Here is a 16,797-nt window from a genome sequence, read left to right on the forward strand (position 1 = left end):
GCAAAGACAAAATGGACTAAAAATGTAACAGCTACACTTCGATTAAATTGTATTTACGAAAACCCAATCCCAGTTTTTCCGCGTAATCAAGCTGAATATTCCAGTCAATATGAGGGTAAATACCTTTGAATTTGTCCTCGCCGGGCAATATGTTGTTTGTAAGCCGTGTATTTGCCAATCCCTGGGTTTTGTTCACTAAATCAACGCTTGCCTGGTCAATCGCGACAGGGTCAAGAGAGGCGAGTATTCCTATATTTGGAACAATAGGGCTGTCTGAAAACGGGTAGCAGTCGCATTGCGGAGAAACATCCAGTATAAAATTAAAAAAAGCCGATTTATGCTTTTTATTATAAAGTACCGCGTACGCGTATTCAACTATTTTTTCCTGGAATACGGAAGTATCCGGGTTCCAGTTTATCTGTATGGCTTTGCTTTGGCATATTGCGAGGCATTCTCCGCATCCTATACATTTCGACTGGTCAATTTGCGCGTTGGTTTGAGTTAAAGTAATCGCATTTCCCGGGCACCATGAAACACATCTTTTACACAAAGTGCATTTATCTTTTTTAACTTTTGGCCGGACATCGGAATGCATGGCAAGTTTCCCGCCCTTGCTGCCGGAGCCCATTCCGATATTTTTTAAAGCCCCGCCGAAACCTGAGAGCTCGTGCGCCTTGAAATGGCTTAACGCAATAATACAGTCAGCCTGTGCGATTTCCTTTCCGATCAGGGCTTTCTTAAAATGTTTTTGGTTTATTGTCACTTCTTCATAGGAGGCGCCTTTAAGGCCGTCCGCGATTATTGAAGGGACACCCACGGTTGAGTATGTGAAACCGTTGGCAATCGAGGTTTCCAGATGGTTTACCGCGTCGGACCGGGATGCCAGATATAAGATATTTGAGTCGGTTAAAAAAGGGTATGAATCATCTTTTTTTAGTAATTCGGCGATTTTTCTCACAAATATCGACCTTATAAAAGACGAATTTCCTTTTTCCCCGAAATGGATTTTTACAGCGGCGAAATCTTTTGGCGAAACACAGTTTGACACCCGGCAGGATTTATACAGCCGTTCTATTTTTTTAAATAGATTATCCTCTGCTTTTAATTTTAAAGAGGCAAAATATACGGGGGAATTCATTATTATTTTTTTCTTGGGAAAATCTTTTCCCAATCTATTAGAATCGGCGCGGCTATATAAACTGTTGAATATGTGCCTGAAATGAATCCAATAACAAGCGCAAAAGCAAAATCATGTATCACAGGCCCCCCAAAAAGAAATAAAACAACAACACTGAAAATTGCGGTCAAAGTAGTTAATATCGTCCTGGAAAGGGTCTCATTTATACTTCTGTTAACCAGGGAAGGATAATTATCCTTTGGATATAAACGTATATCTTCCCTTATACGGTCAAATATTACGATAGTATCATTTACTGAAAAACCGATTAACGTCAATATCGCGGCCAAAACGGTTAAATTAAATTCTTTATTCAAAAATGAAAAAAAGGAGAGAGTGATTAAGACGTCATGTATCAGGGCCAGAACAGCCGCAAGGCCGTATTTGAATTCAAAACGGAAACTTAAATAAATTATTATTCCAAGCCATGAAAAGATCGTTGCCAAAACAGCCTTGGATTTTAAGTCCTTGCCTACTAAAGGGCCGACATATTCGACACGCTCAAAGCGGATTTTATTTTTGCCGAATTTATTTTCAAAAGCCTCTGTTATTTGTTTATTTACTTTTTCATATACTGTGCCTTCCGCGTTTTCCGCCACTTTTTCCTTATTTATACGAATGATTATGCTGTTCCTGTTCAAAACCTGTTGTATGGTGCTTTCTTCAAGGTTGATTGTTTTAAGGACCGACCGGACTTCTGCGACATCAGGATTATTTTCAAAAGCAATCTCCATAAGGACGCCTCCCCTGAAATCCACGCCCAAATTCAGCCCGCCTTTTATAATCATGGAAATTATTCCCGCTGTTATAATAACAAGTGAAATTGTTATTGCTGTATACCTGTATTTGACAAAATCAAAATTTATATTACGGAATAAATTCATGGACACTCCAACTTAAATGCTTATTTTCTGGGTCCTGCTCGCATTGGACTCCTGCAAAATTTTAGAAAGCACAACGGCCGTAAACATGCTTGATAAAAGGCCGATTGTTAAAGTCACGGCAAAACCTTTTACGCTTCCGGTCCCAAACCAGAATAAAAATACAGCGGAAATAATTGTCGTAAGATTAGCATCAAAAATAGTAATAAACGCTTTTTTATAGCCATTTTCAATTGAAGACCGGACGCTTTTTCCCTGTGCTATTTCTTCGCGAATACGTTCAAACACCAGGATATTAGCGTCAACCGCCATTCCAAAGGTCAGGATTAAACCTGCAATACCCGGCAAAGTTAATGTTGCGTTAAAAAGCGACATTATGGCAATTGTTATTATCATATTGATTAATAAAGCAAAATTGGCAATCACCCCTGAAAACTTATAATAAAAAAGCATGAATATCCAGATAGTCAATAGGGAAACAATGCCGCATAGTATGCCGCTTTTAATTGAATCACTGCCGAGGCTCGGCCCGATAGTCTGCTCCTGGCCTATTATAACAGGGCAGGGTAAAGCGCCTGCGCGAAGGACAATGGATAGATCCGCAGCTTCTTCCATGGTAAAATTACCGCTTATTTCGGCGCTGCCGCCTGGTATAAGTTCCCTGATAACAGGAGCTGATTTTACCACTCCGTCAAGGACGATGGCAAGTCGCCGCCCTACATTATCGCCTGTTATATCCGCGAACATCCTGGTGCCTTCGTCATTAAAACTTATTGTTACTCTCGGCTCATTAAATTCTCCAAATTTTATTTGTACATCTTTCAGATATTTCCCGGTAATTGACGCCTTTTTGTTTATCAGGATCTTTTCATGGCTGACATTTCCTCTTTCATCTTTATGTTCTATTGTTAAAAGATCATCATATTCCGGTATCTGGTTATTTTTAACAGCGCTCTGTAAATCTGTCTGTTCATCTACAAGCTTGAATTCGAGCATGGCGGTTTTACCGATTAATTCTTTGGCCCTGTTCGGGTCTTTTATGCCGGGCAGTTCCACTATAATTTGATTTGTTCCCTGCCGCTGTATGATTGGTTCGGCAACCCCGAACTGGTCTATGCGGTTCCGGATAATTTCCTTGGCAACCTCAACCGCGTCATCGGCATTTGATCCTTCAGGAAGTTTTGATGTGTCAACCTCAAGGATGAGATGAATCCCTCCCTGGAGGTCAAGGCCGAGGTTTATGCTTTTTTTAGGCAGATATTTTCCTATAATTTCAGGAAAGGTTATGTTTGCCGTAGGCATGGCATATAATAATGCCGAAGCGATTATTAATATTGCTATATATAATTTTAATTTTTTCATGATTATAAAAATTAGTTATATATTCTACGAAAAATATTTAGTTATGTCAATAAGTTTTTGATTATTATTTGTAAATTTTATTTTTTTCTTGACGGAATAAACATACTTTAGTATAATAATAATCTTCGCAAGTAACAAATCTTAAAGAGGGATTTCTTAAAATATTAAATAAAATTTAAAAAATAATTTAAATCAGGTAGGGGGAAACATGAAAAATTTTTCTACTAAGATATTATTAATAATATTAGCTTTAGCAATAATTTTTCAATTTAAGAATTTAAGTTATGCCCAGAATATACCAGCCTGTTCTTCGTGTCACAATGTTCCGGGAGGGCAGTTTTCAGTCGCTCCCGTAGATTTAAATAATTGTAATATATGCCACGCAAATCTTATAGCAGGTACCTGTGACAGCGGCACGGTATCAACTCCTTACGGAAATTATAAAAGCAGCCCCCCGGACTCAAACGGCAATGTCCTTCATTCTGAACACGCGGGAATAAATAATCCGTCCGCAGACCCAAGCTGTCAAAACTGCCATATACAGACAGATTGCAATACATGTCATACAACTGTTAACCACAATGCCCATTTTAGCACAGACCCGTCTTATCTGCCGAGAAACTTGACTGTTGCCAACGGGACAAGCGTTTACAATAAGGATTTCAATTGCGCGAATTCATTATGTCATAACACTATTGCTAATTCTGTTGCGAATACAAGCAGGGTTCTCGCGATAGACAGCCAGACTTATGGAAGTATATCAATCGATGCCGGAGACAGCCCTAAAGGCATAGCGGTAAATAATAATACAAACCGGGTTTATATAACGAACTATAACAGTAATACTGTTACAGTAATAGATTCCGACACGAGCAGCATAAGTTTTAACCAGGCGATAGGAACAATTAGTGTGGGTAATAACCCTTATGATATTGCGGTAAATGTAAATACAAATATTATATATGTGACTAACACATCGGATAACACAGTTTCAATAATAGATGGTAGCTCAAATCTTGTAATTGCGGCAATTAATGTGGGGCTTTACCCGAGAGATATAGAAGTTAATTCAGCGACTAACGAGGTGTATGTGGCAAATTATGGAGGCGGTTATATTTCGGTAATAAATCCGGACATGGGTAACCAGGTTTCCAATATTTTTGTCACCGGCATAAAACCGCAAGGCATGTATGTTGACAGTGTTTCCAATAAGATTTATTTGGGCGTAATGGAAACGAACCCGGACCCACAGGTAAAAGTTTATAATATTCTGGTCATTGACGGCGGGACAAAATCTGTTACAGGCAATATTGCAAATACGGGGATCAGCAACGACATAGTTTTAAACGCGCCAGCCAATCGAATATATAGTGCGTCTGATGATAAAATAGTTGTAATTGACAGCAATAGCCTTGGGATAATGCAAAACATAAATATAAATAATAGTGTTATTACAAGTGTTGCGATTTATCCGGAAGCAGGGCGGCTCTATGCGGCGGTTAAAAATAGCGACAACAGTGAAACTCTTTATGTCTTGAACAGCATAAATGACAGCTATGATATAATTAACACAATCCAGTTGGTAAAAAACACACAAAAAGTAAGGGTAAATAATAATAACGGCTATATATATATTTCCGGAGGATTATCGACTATTGTGCCGGAAACAAACCCTTCATGTTTTAATTGCCATACGGATGTTTCAAAACATTCTCCTTCATATCATGACCCCAATCCGAGGCAGACAGAGAATGCTGTATGTAATTTATGTCATAACCAGACTAATTTGATTGATATTCATAGCGCATATAACTGGAGCTGTGTTTCATGCCATGTGGGGATGGGGCCAAATTACGGACAAACAGCTCTGACTGTAATAAACGTATACAAAACGATATCTAATCCAACTTACGCGGACAAGGCGGGATGCCAGGACTGTCACCCCAATGTAACAGGGACAAAGGGTGAGCCTATTTCCCTGCAGAACAGTAATCATATAACATTGCATGACCCGAACCCGAGACAGACAGAAAACGCAGTATGTAATTTATGCCACAGCCAGGCTAATCTGTCGGCTGTTCATACGGCGGTAAGCTGGGATTGTCTGGCATGCCATAACGGAACAGGTCCGAAATACGGAACTACGGCAGTTTCAGTAATAAATGCGTATGCTTTATCGGGAAAAACTTACGCGGACAAGGCGGGATGCCAGGATTGTCACCCGACAGTAACAGGGACAAAAGGAAACCCCGTATCACTTGATAATGCAAGTCATTATGCTTTACATGATCCAAATCCAAGACAAACAGAGAACACAATATGTAACTTATGTCATACAGGGACAAATCTGGCAATTGAACATAAGAATAACAATTGGAATTGTGACGCGTGCCATCTGGGAACAGGTCCGAATTCAGGTGCCGCGGCGCAGACATATATAGCGTTTTACATGTCATTGCCGGATACTGCAAAAACATATGATGCTAAAGCAGGATGCCAGGATTGCCATTCAACGGTTACAGGTGTAAAAGGTAATTCCGCGTCACTTTCAAATAGTACTCACGTAACACTGCATATACCGAACCCCGCAACAAGTACACCGTGTAACACGTGCCATAATACTGCCCTAACTTTGCCGGAATTGCATAAAAATATTGCAGATGGATGTCTGGGGTGCCATAGTGATACGGCATGGACAGAAGCGAAACAGGCAATTGCAAAATACCACGCGAACCCGATACCTGAAAACAGGGCGGGGTGCACGGATTGCCACGGCCAGGTAAGCCATACATGCGTTACATGCCATGAAGAACAGAGAAACGCGAGAAGGCCGGTAACACCCGAGTTTGGATTGAATTCTCATCATGTCGCGGGCGTGGTCAGCCCGGAAGACTGTATGTCCTGCCATAATACAGACAATCATGGAAGCGGGATTGTGTATCTGAAAAACATAGATGGTGAAGGAACAATCGCCTTTGATCCCAACGATGCAGATTCTTTAAATCCTTTCTGCCTGGGATGTCATGACGCGGACAGCAAAAATTCAGTTCCTTTTACAGACGGGAAGAAACCAATATCATCAGGCAGAAACTGGGACAGCACGGATATTGAGACTAAATATTCAAATACAGGAACAGCGGATTCCAATAAATATCCGCCGACACAAACACCTCCGGGTCATTCGTCAACAGGATGGAAATATAACACTGTCCCGAATGAAAAGAAGGCGTATTCGCCGCATGGGAACCCTGCGGCAAACCAGCCTAATGGAAATACTTCAGATAAAGCTGTGCCGTGTTTTGGATGCCATAACTCACATGGCTCAAGTTTGCCGGCTTTAATTAAGACAACAGATAATTATTTACCATCAAGTATTGAAGATTTCTGCTGGGACTGTCATTTGAATGATGACGTGAATGCTCCTTATAAGGCATCAGATTATTTAAATGATGCGGATAATAATATAGTGAGAGATTATACCGGCGATGACAGGTGGGGTAAAAATGACGGGACAGGTTTTAAAGGTGACTGGATGGGAACATTTACTTACAAAAACGGAAGGTTTGTGAGCAGTCATTTTTATCCGAGCAAAACACATGACTCAACAGGGATATGGCAGAGAAATCCCATCAATTGCACGGACTGCCATGATCCCCACGGTGTTAATTCGAGCCTTACAAACGCGCAGTATATGGTTCCTATTTTGAAAGGGACGTGGCTGATATCCCCGTATAAAGAAGACAGGGCGCCGATGGCAAGTTTCGAGAGCCAGATGAATGATCCTTATTTTTCAGGCGGAGGAGAACCGGTACCAAGCGGAGCGCCTCAGGGCGGTAAAAAACCGCGCGCGAATCCCGATCTGGATTTTAACAACCCGCCCAATCCCGGCGGGGGGTATCCCAATAAGACCGGCGGGCAGGGGCATGAAGGGTATTTTATTGACGCAAATACATTTGGAGCAATTAATAAATATACAAGCACATGGATTGGTGCCAGGGCATGGGACAACGGGAAAATAATCACATCCAACAGGATAACCGAAGATGAAACCAAATTTGCGGGTCTGTGTTTAAAATGCCATAATAAAACGGCGTTAAAGACAATCTGGGGCGGGCACGGTGTTGTCAAAGGCTGGGGAGGCGCAAGCAAAGACATATTTACAAGCAACATGGCGAGAGGTCAAGAAAAAGCTAAACCCGGCGCTGGTGTCCATAATATGGGGCAGTATAGCGATGGAGACGGTAATTATGCCCGCGGATACCGCTGGGATGTTGACCCGCGCTCCAATTATCAGCAAAAATCAGGGTATATCCAGACCGATTATCACCAGTTTGTCTGTTCGAAATGTCATTCACCTCACGCGTCGAGATTACCAAGACTGATGATAACAAATTGTATTGACACAAAAGGAAACCATACCGATTATCCTTATGAGCTGAACGATTTGGCGACTAATTGTCATGATACAAATGACGGCGCGGGATGGAATAACAAAACTCCATGGATTGAACCGACGGACCCTGTTACAACAGCAACAGTTGATACCGCTCAAATTGTGCCGAGTTCATCAACTGTTTTGACCGGAGAAAGCAAGACATTGACTTTCATGGCGAAAAATAACAAGACTTACACATTGAAATATTTCACTGCGGAGTTTTCTTACAATTATTCAGTTCTGGATATTTCGAATTTGAACTGTACGCCGCCGGCAAGAATAGCTTCCATAGATGCTAACAACAGGACAATTACTCTGAGATGGGAGAATATTAACCCGAGGATTGTGATGATGGCGACATTTGACTGCAAGAGCGATTATACAGGAAATTACGAGATAACAAAAAGCAATATAGAATATAAAGATGAAAACGACAATGTATACTACGGCACCTGCAATAATGCCGTAATTAATGTAGTAGATACTATACCGGATACTCAGTCGCCAAGCGTACCTGCTAATTTAAGATATACGAGCAAAGGCCGGAATTATATTAGTCTCGCGTGGAATGCCTCTACAGATAACGTGGGTGTAACAGGTTATAATATTTACAGAAAAAAAGGGTCATACGGCACATGGTCAAAAGTTGGGACTTCACAGGTTCTTTCATATAATGACACAGGGTTAAGCAGCAGTACTACTTATTATTACAAAGTATCGGCATATGATGCTGCTGGCAATGAATCAGCACAGAGCAGCCAGATTTCAGTGACAACTTCAAAATAGAAAATTAAATGGCCCCGGTTTAATCAGGGGACGCTCTAAAGGGGGTGAATTTTAATGAAAATTAAATACATGAAACCGGCTATAATCAAAACTTCTTACATCCATCCTTGCTAAGAATTTTTTTAATCTTTTATTCTGTAAACTACCCTGCCAGCTTGATGAGGCGGGGTAGTTTATTTTAGGGAAAAGAATGTGTCGTTGAAAAATAAATAAATTATGTTGACAAATATCATACAACCATATTACAATTAATACATGATAATTTTTGATTCCTCAACAATAATTCTTTTGTCAAAAATAGAAATATTAGAGCTGTTTGTTGAAAATTTCAAGGGTAAAATATTAATACCTGAAAAAGTCAAGTTTGAAATATCCAGGGAAGATAAACAAGACTATTCCTTAGTATCGGGTTTAATTAAAAACAAGAAAATAGGCATTCAAAAAGCGGGGGATGAAAAACAAATACAGAAATTGATGAAAGATTTCAATATAGGAGAAGGTGAAGCGGAGGTATTGGTGCTTGCCCTTCAGGAGAATGCAAAAGTTGTCGCGACAGACGACAGAAACGCGATAAAAGCGTGCAAAGTGCTGAAGATAGATTTTTTAACCGCTATTTCAATTTTGCTTAGAGCGTTTGAAAAGAAATTAATTGATGAAGAAAGAATGCTGATCAAACTGCAGAAACTTAAAATGTTCGGAAGATACAGCGTTCCGATAATCGAAGATGCGGTAAAAAGAATAAAAAGGAGAGAAGAAGATGGCAACCAAAACACTAAGCATAAGAATGAGTGACGATGATTACAAGTTCCTTTCCCGGCTTGCGAAAGAAGAGAAGGAGGATGTTTCAAAGGCCGTAAGGGAACTTGTCGATACCGGCCGGGTGATGCTCGCGATAGAAAAATACAAAAAGTCGGAAGCTTCTCTCGAGAAATCCGCGAAAATCGCGGGTGTTTCCATATCAAAAATGATGGATATTTTAAAGGAATATTGTGTGGATACGAACCTGGATTTTGAAGATTATCTTGGGAGCTTAAATTCAATACGAAAAATCTGGTAAGTAGCGAAATTTATTCTTTATTTAATCCGGACATTTCCTTCCCCTTGACTTTATATCAGTATAATTATATACTTTATAAATTATGGTTCATTCGCATTTTGTTCATCTTCATGTTCATACAGAATACAGCCTCCTGGACGGCGCGTGCCGCATTGACGATCTGATAAAACTTGCCAAAAAATATCATATGCCCGCCCTTGCCATAACCGACCACGGTAATATGTTTGGTGCGATAGAATTTTATGAAAAGGCAATGAAGGAGGGTATAAAACCGGTCATCGGGTGCGAGGTATATATTGCGCCCAACAGCCGCTTTGAAAAAGAATCCAGGGGAATTTCTGACGCATCATACCACCTTGTTCTCCTCGCAAAGGACAAGACAGGCTACAAAAATTTAATGGAACTTGTAAGCAAAGGGTATCTTGAGGGGTTTTATTACCGGCCGAGAATCGATAAGGAGATTTTAAGGGAGTTTAGCCGCGGCCTTATTTGCTTGAGCAGCTGCCTGAAAGGAGAAATCGCAAACTTGATTCTTTCAGGGAGATTGGATGACGCAAAAAAAACCGCGAATTTTTATAAGGACATTTTTCCGCCAGGGGATTTTTTCCTGGAAATTCAAAATAACGGTTTAAAAGAACAGTCGGCTGTTTCTGAAAGTTTGATTATGTTAAGTAAAGAACTTGAAATTCCCCTGGTTGCCACGAGTGACTGCCATTATCTTCAAAAAGAAGATGCGAAGGCACATGACATGCTCCTTTGCATCCAGACAGGTACCACCCGCAGTGACCCTAAGAGAATGCGGTTTTCTTCTGAAGAATTTTATTTCCGCTCTCCAGATGAAATGAATGGACTTTTTAAAGATATTCCTGAGGCAATTTATAATACTATTGATATTGCTGAACGGTGCAACCTTGAATTATTTTTTGATCAAATTTATCTGCCTCACTTTGAAGTCCCGCGCAATGATACTCCTCTTAATTATCTTGAACGGCTTTGCAGGGAAGGTTTGAAAAAACGCTATGGTGAAATTACTCCTGAGATTGAAAACAGGTTGAATTATGAGTTGAAAGTTATCAATAAAATGGGTTACCCGAGTTATTTTTTGATTGTCTGGGATTTTATACGATATGCAAAAGAACATGATATCCCTGTAGGGCCCGGCAGGGGGTCTGCTTCAGGGAGTATTGTGTCTTATGCGCTGGGAATAACCAATCTTGACCCGATAAAATACGGGTTGATATTTGAAAGGTTCTTGAACCCGGAAAGGGTGAGCCTTCCTGATATAGACATTGATTTTTGTTATGAAAGAAGGGCTGAAGTAATTGATTATGTAACAAAAAAATACGGCGTGTCGAATGTGGCCCAGATTATCACATTCGGGACCATGGCCGCGCGGGGTGTTATTCGCGACGTGGGAAGGGTTTTGGATATGTCTTACGCGGAGGTTGACAGGATTGCGAAATTAATACCTTTTGAACCTGACATAACGCTCGATAAGGCGCTTAATTCGGAAGAGGAGCTTTCAAGGCTTATTAATACAAGGGAGGATGTTAAGGAGTTGTTCGATATTGCAAAAAGGCTTGAAGGTCTCACACGCCACGCTTCGATGCACGCGGCAGGTGTTGTTATTTCTAAAGATAATCTTACGAATTACGTCCCTCTTTTCCGCGGCGCGAACAATGAAGTGATTACACAATATGACATGAATTCGATTGACAGGATAGGACTTTTAAAGATTGATTTCCTGGGATTGCGCACTTTGACGGTTATTTTTGATACAATTCAGATAATAAAAAGGACCAAAAATATCAATGTGAATCCCGACGAACTTGTGATGGATGACCCGGCAACTTATAAGGTTTTAATCAATGGGAATTCAATCGGAATATTTCAGCTTGAAAGCAGGGGAATGAGGGATTTACTCAGGAAATTAAAACCGGGGACTTTTGAGGATATAATCGCCCTTATCGCTTTATACCGCCCCGGTCCCCTGGGAAGCAACATGGTCGATGATTTTATTAAATGCAAGCATGGTTTGATGAAGATAAAATATCTTCATCCAAAACTTGAAGATATCCTGCAAACTACCTATGGAATAATACTTTACCAGGAACAGGTTATGAAGATAGCTGAGGCCGTGGGTAATTTTACAATGGGGCAGGCTGACATTTTACGAAAGGCAATGGGGAAAAAGATCCCGGAGGTCATGGATCGCCAGAGAAAGACTTTTGTTGAAGGCGCGAAAAAAAACGGGATCGATCCCAAAATTTCCAATGAGATATTTGACCTGATGGCGAAATTCGCGGGTTACGGTTTTAACAAGTCTCATAGTGCCGCTTACGCGATGGTGGCATACCAGACAGCTTATCTTAAAACACATTTTCCGACAGAGTTTATGGCCGCGCTTCTGACGTCTGAAATGGGTGATAATAAAAAAATTGTTTTATATGTTGAGGAATGCCGCAGGATGAACATTGATGTACTGCCACCCGATATTAATGAAAGTTTTGCAAAATTTACCGTGGTTAAAGAAAGGGTGATACGTTTTGGGCTTAACGCGGTAAAAAACGTCGGCGAGGCTGCAATTGAATCTATAATTTCAGGGAGAAAACAGCTTAAAAAATACAAAACACTTTTGGAATTTTGCAAGACCGTGGATTTAAGGGCTGTAAACCGGCGTGTAATCGAAAGTTTAATTAAATGCGGGGCGTTTGATTCGTTGGGAATTTACCGCTCCAGGCTCCTTGCGACCCTGGATGAAACAATGGAAGTCGCCTCGGGGATTCAAAAGGATAAACAATCAGGCCAGTTTTCTTTGTTTGGGGCCGAGGAAAATGGTGGCCGGGAAATCAAAATACCTGATATTGAGGAATGGCCGGAAAGCCAGCTTTTAAACATGGAGAAGGAGATGCTTGGTTTATATATTTCAGGGCACCCGTTAGACCATTATAAAGAAGAAGTAAAACAATGGACAAATTGCAATACGACGGATTTGATAAATATGTCGCAGGATGATGAGGTGCGTATCGCGGGAATTATCAGTTCTATAAAGAAGACAATTACAAAAAAAGGCGATAAGATGGGTTTTGCCGGCCTGGAAGACAGGCATAGTGTGGTGGAAGTTATTGTTTTCCCGTCTGTATTCAAGAATGCGGGAGAATTCCTCAACGAGGATGTTTTGATATTTGTGATGGGAAGATTGGATTTTTCAGGGGAACAGAATGAAAGAGTTAAAATAATCGCAGAAGAGATAATCCCGCTTTCTCAAGTAAAGGAGAAAATGACCGATATAATCCATATCAGGATAAATACGTTAGGATTAGAAAACAGTTTATTGGAAGAAACTAAAAAAATACTAAACAGCCATAAAGGCCGATGTTCCGTTTATTTGCATTTTTTAAAACCTTCAAAAGACGAAATTGTCCAAAAATTAAATTCTGATTATCTTGCCGCGCCCTCAAGTGAATTGATAGACGAAATTGAAAAAATCCTTGGTGACGGCAGTATTTGGTTCAGCAGCCGGAAAATATTTTTGAAAAATGGTTGATGTTTCTGTTAAAAATATGATATAATTTTCCCTAAAATAAATGTTTTAATGAGGAGATTATGAGCAGTATACCTTTGGAATTTGAAAATGAAGTATATATTTTGGAGAAGAAGATATTTGAGTTAAAAAAGACGGAAAACGCGGCTAAAAATTTAACAGAAGCCAGGGAATTAGAGGAAAAACTTGCACGGGTAAAGGAAAAAGTTTACGCATCACTGACCCCGTGGCAAAGGGTTCAGTTGGCCAGGCACCCGCAGCGTCCTTACACACTTGATTATATTAAATTAATCATTGATGATTTTATTGAGCTTCGCGGTGACAGGTTGTTTTCCGATGACCAGGCAATTGTTGGCGGTATAGCAAAATTTGATAATCAGTCCATAATGGTTATCGGCCATCAAAAGGGAAGAGGCACAAAGGACAATTTAGCCCGTAATTTCGGCATGCCGCATCCTGAAGGATACCGGAAAGCAAGAAGATTGATGAAATTGGCTGAAAAATTCGGTTTTCCTGTAATCACATTTATTGACACACCGGGTGCCTACCCGGGGATCGGCGCGGAAGAGCGGGGACAGGGTGAGGCCATTGCAAATAATATGGAAATAATGGTACGGCTTCAGGTCCCGATTATATGCGCGGTTATCGGAGAAGGTTCAAGCGGAGGCGCGTTAGCCATTGGAGTCGGGGACAAGATTTTAATGATGGAAAATGCTATCTATTCGGTTATTTCTCCTGAAGGCTGTGCGGCTATACTCTGGAAAGATTCCGCGAAAGTGGAGGAGGCTGCGGAGGCCTTAAAACTTACCGCGCCGGATTTATTGAAGTTCGGTGTCATTGACGAGATAATACCTGAACCAATCGGAGGCGCGCACCGTTTAAAAGAAGAGGCTGCCAGGAATTTAAAAAATTCCATAATAAAAAATCTGAAATTGTTACAGTCTATTCCCCTTGGACATTTGTTAGAAAATCGTTTTGATAAATTTAAAAAAATGGGAAGATTTATAGAATAGTGGAGATTATTCGCCTTAAATCCGGAAATATTTCAGCGGCTGGAATAAAAAGAATAAGAGATGTTTTAAAAAATGACGGGTTGGTAATTTTCCCGACAGATACTGTATATGGTCTGGCAGGAAACGCAGGCAGCAGTTTTGCACTCGAAAAGATATATAAATTAAAGAAAAGACCGAAGGATAAACCGTTTATAATTTTTGTTCCTGATATTGATTCCTTAAATAAACTTAAAATTAAGTTTGTTCCAAAGATAAAAAAGTTGCTTAATGTATTTTGGCCCGGAGCAGTTACTTTTATTTTTAGAAAAATCCCCCTTAATCCCCCTTTTTCAAAGGGGGAAAGAGGGGGATTTAAAAGAAGCGAAACGATAGCGGTTCGTATTCCCGGCCATCCGGTTGTTCTTGCCATACTTAAGGAATTTAACGGCCCGCTTGTGGTTACAAGTGCTAATATTTCGGGGAAAGAGGCACCTATTTATTTTAAACAAATAGACGCTGAGATTTTAAAAAATACTGATATAGCGGTTGATGAGGGTATTTGCAGGTTTGGTGTTGTGTCAACTATTGTTGATGTTAGTGAAAAAGAATTGAAAATTTTGCGGGAAGGCGCGGTTCCAAAAGAAAAAATAATAGAAATTTGGGGAGAATTAAATGGGGAAAAAGGCAAAAGTTTTAAAGAGTCCTGATAAAAAAACGGTAAAAGTCACAGATACCACCTTGCGTGACGCTCATCAATCTCTCTGGGCGACACGTATGCGGACGGATGATATCCTTCCTATCGCGAGTAAAATTGATGAAGTTGGTTATTATTCGGTTGAGGTTTGGGGGGGCGCCACATTTGACGTCTGCATGCGCTATCTTAACGAAGACCCGTGGGAAAGGCTAAAATTAATAAAAAAATATTTTAAAAAAACTCCTCTCCAGATGCTTTTACGCGGGCAGAACATAGTCGGGTATAAAAATTACCCTGATGATGTGCTGGACATTTTTATTAAAAAATCAGTTGAAAACGGCATAAGTATCTTCAGGATTTTTGATGCGTTGAACGATGTCCGTAATTTGGAAAAAGCGATTGAAATCACAAAAAGAGAAGGGGCGCATGCCCAGGGTAATATTTGTTATACCGTAAGCCCCTTTCATGATATTAAACATTATCTTGATTGCGCCCGCAGGCAGGTAAATTTGGGGGTGGATTCCTTAAATATCAAGGATATGGCGGGGATATTGACCCCATATATTGCCTATGATTTAATAAGCGCACTAAAAAGTGAATTTAAAATTACAATTCAGCTCCACTGCCATTCTTCCTCAGGCATGGCCGCTGTAAGCTACCTGAAAGGTATTGAGGCAGGTGCGGATATTATTGACTGCGCGTCTGCGCCTCTTGCCCTTTATACTTCCCAGCCTGCTATAGAAACCATGATAGCCATCCTGCGTGACACTGATAAAAAAATGAATTTTAACATGGCTAAATTAAAAGAAGTGTCCGACTACTTTGAAGCCCTTTCAGAGAAGAAAAAATTAATGCGGCCTCAGCAGTCGCTGATAGACATCGCGGTCATAACTCACCAGGTCCCTGGGGGCATGGTATCAAATTTAATTGCCCAGCTGGATAAACAGAAGGCGCTTGATAAACTCGAAGAAGTTCTTGTTGAAATCCCGAAGGTGAGGCAGGAGTTAGGCTATCCTCCTTTAGTTACGCCTACAAGCCAGGTAATCGGCACCCAGGCAGTATTTAACGTTTTAACCGGTGAAAGGTATAAAATTGTGCCGGAAGAAGTCAAAGATTATGTCAGGGGTTTATACGGCCGTTCACCCGCGCCTATGGATGAAAAGGTCAAACAAAAAATTTTAAAAGGAGAAAAATCCATAAATGTCCGTCCGGCTGATTTGCTTTCTCCTATAATGGAAAAGGTCAAAGCTGAATTGGAGCCGGATCTCGTGCAGAAAGAAGAGGATTATATTTCTTACGCGCTTTTCCCGAATGTCGCTTTGAATTTTTTCCGCTGGAGAAAATATCCTGAAAGATATCCGCCGGCTGAAGACCCTCTTTCTGCGGTTAACGTTGAAGTTGAAAAAAAAGTAAAAGAGAAAGATACAGTCGAAGAAATAAAAAATATTGTAAAAGTTATGGAGGTTAACAATATTGCAGAATTAAGCGTGGAGGAAAAAGACAGCAAATTCAGGATTAAACGCAATATGGGTATTATGCTGGAATCAATTGAGGGATTAGTCGGCGGCACTATAACCGAACCTTTAAAAATGGTCCCCGGCATTGTTGAAGAAGAAATCGGACAGGGTAAATTTTATGTTGAATCACCCATGATAGGAACATTTTACCGTGCTACATCGCCCACCGCTGAACCGTTTGTTGAAGAGGGGGATGAGGTAAAACCCGGCCATGTCATATGTATTATCGAGGCCATGAAACTTATGAATGAGCTCCAGATTGAAAAAAGAGGACGCATAGAAAAAATACTGGTTAAAAATTCGCAGCCGGTCGAAAAAGGGCAGAAATTATTTTTAGTGAAAGAATTATAAA

Annotated in this window: 10 protein-coding genes; 7 read left to right on the forward strand and 3 right to left on the reverse strand. The window is 40.4% G+C overall.

The genetic code is table 11. The features are described from left to right. Positions 1-31: 31 nt before the first annotated feature. Genes AB1498_11950 through secD form a run of 3 tightly spaced genes read right to left on the reverse strand, consistent with a single transcriptional unit; the run spans position 32 to position 3,420 of the window. On the reverse strand, positions 32-1,138 hold the full coding sequence (locus AB1498_11950; GenBank protein ID MEW6089004.1) for a DUF362 domain-containing protein: 1,107 nt from the start codon (positions 1,136-1,138) through the stop codon (positions 32-34). Between the two features lie 2 nt (positions 1,139-1,140). Continuing rightward, the gene (gene secF, locus AB1498_11955) at positions 1,141-2,061 is read right to left on the reverse strand and encodes a protein translocase subunit SecF (GenBank protein MEW6089005.1); all 921 of its coding nucleotides are present in this window, start codon (positions 2,059-2,061) and stop codon (positions 1,141-1,143) included. A gap of 12 nt (positions 2,062-2,073) precedes the next feature. Further along, complete coding sequence (gene secD, locus AB1498_11960; GenBank protein ID MEW6089006.1) at positions 2,074-3,420, reverse strand: protein translocase subunit SecD; 1,347 nt, start codon at positions 3,418-3,420, stop codon at positions 2,074-2,076. Between the two features lie 208 nt (positions 3,421-3,628). Between secD and AB1498_11965 the strand changes: the two genes are divergently transcribed. The 7 genes from AB1498_11965 (at position 3,629) to AB1498_11995 (ending at position 16,796) form a co-directional block, all read left to right on the forward strand. Further along, positions 3,629-8,641: a fibronectin type III domain-containing protein gene (locus tag AB1498_11965; protein MEW6089007.1), complete on the forward strand. Its 5,013-nt coding sequence runs from the start codon at positions 3,629-3,631 to the stop codon at positions 8,639-8,641. A 255-nt stretch (positions 8,642-8,896) separates the two neighbouring features. After that, the gene (locus AB1498_11970; protein ID MEW6089008.1) at positions 8,897-9,433 is read left to right on the forward strand and encodes a hypothetical protein; all 537 of its coding nucleotides are present in this window, start codon (positions 8,897-8,899) and stop codon (positions 9,431-9,433) included. Next, positions 9,399-9,698, forward strand: coding sequence for a UPF0175 family protein (locus AB1498_11975; GenBank protein MEW6089009.1), 300 nt, complete (start codon positions 9,399-9,401; stop codon positions 9,696-9,698). Before AB1498_11970 ends, AB1498_11975 begins: the two co-directional genes overlap by 35 nt. An 82-nt stretch (positions 9,699-9,780) precedes the next feature. Beyond that, positions 9,781-13,245 (forward strand): DNA polymerase III subunit alpha, encoded by a 3,465-nt coding sequence (locus AB1498_11980; protein ID MEW6089010.1) that lies wholly within the window; start codon positions 9,781-9,783, stop codon positions 13,243-13,245. Positions 13,246-13,304: 59 nt separating this feature from the next. Continuing rightward, complete coding sequence (locus tag AB1498_11985) at positions 13,305-14,255, forward strand: acetyl-CoA carboxylase carboxyltransferase subunit alpha (protein ID MEW6089011.1); 951 nt, start codon at positions 13,305-13,307, stop codon at positions 14,253-14,255. Then, on the forward strand, positions 14,255-14,941 hold the full coding sequence (locus tag AB1498_11990; GenBank protein MEW6089012.1) for an L-threonylcarbamoyladenylate synthase: 687 nt from the start codon (positions 14,255-14,257) through the stop codon (positions 14,939-14,941). The genes AB1498_11985 and AB1498_11990 overlap by 1 nt, the downstream gene beginning before the upstream one ends. Continuing rightward, positions 14,907-16,796 (forward strand): pyruvate/oxaloacetate carboxyltransferase, encoded by a 1,890-nt coding sequence (locus AB1498_11995; GenBank protein ID MEW6089013.1) that lies wholly within the window; start codon positions 14,907-14,909, stop codon positions 16,794-16,796. The genes AB1498_11990 and AB1498_11995 overlap by 35 nt, the downstream gene beginning before the upstream one ends. Position 16,797: the final 1 nt, after the last annotated feature.

It is taken from the genome of bacterium (assembly GCA_040754625.1).
Lineage (GTDB): Bacteria > JACRDZ01 > JAQUKH01 > JAQUKH01 > JAQUKH01 > JAQUKH01.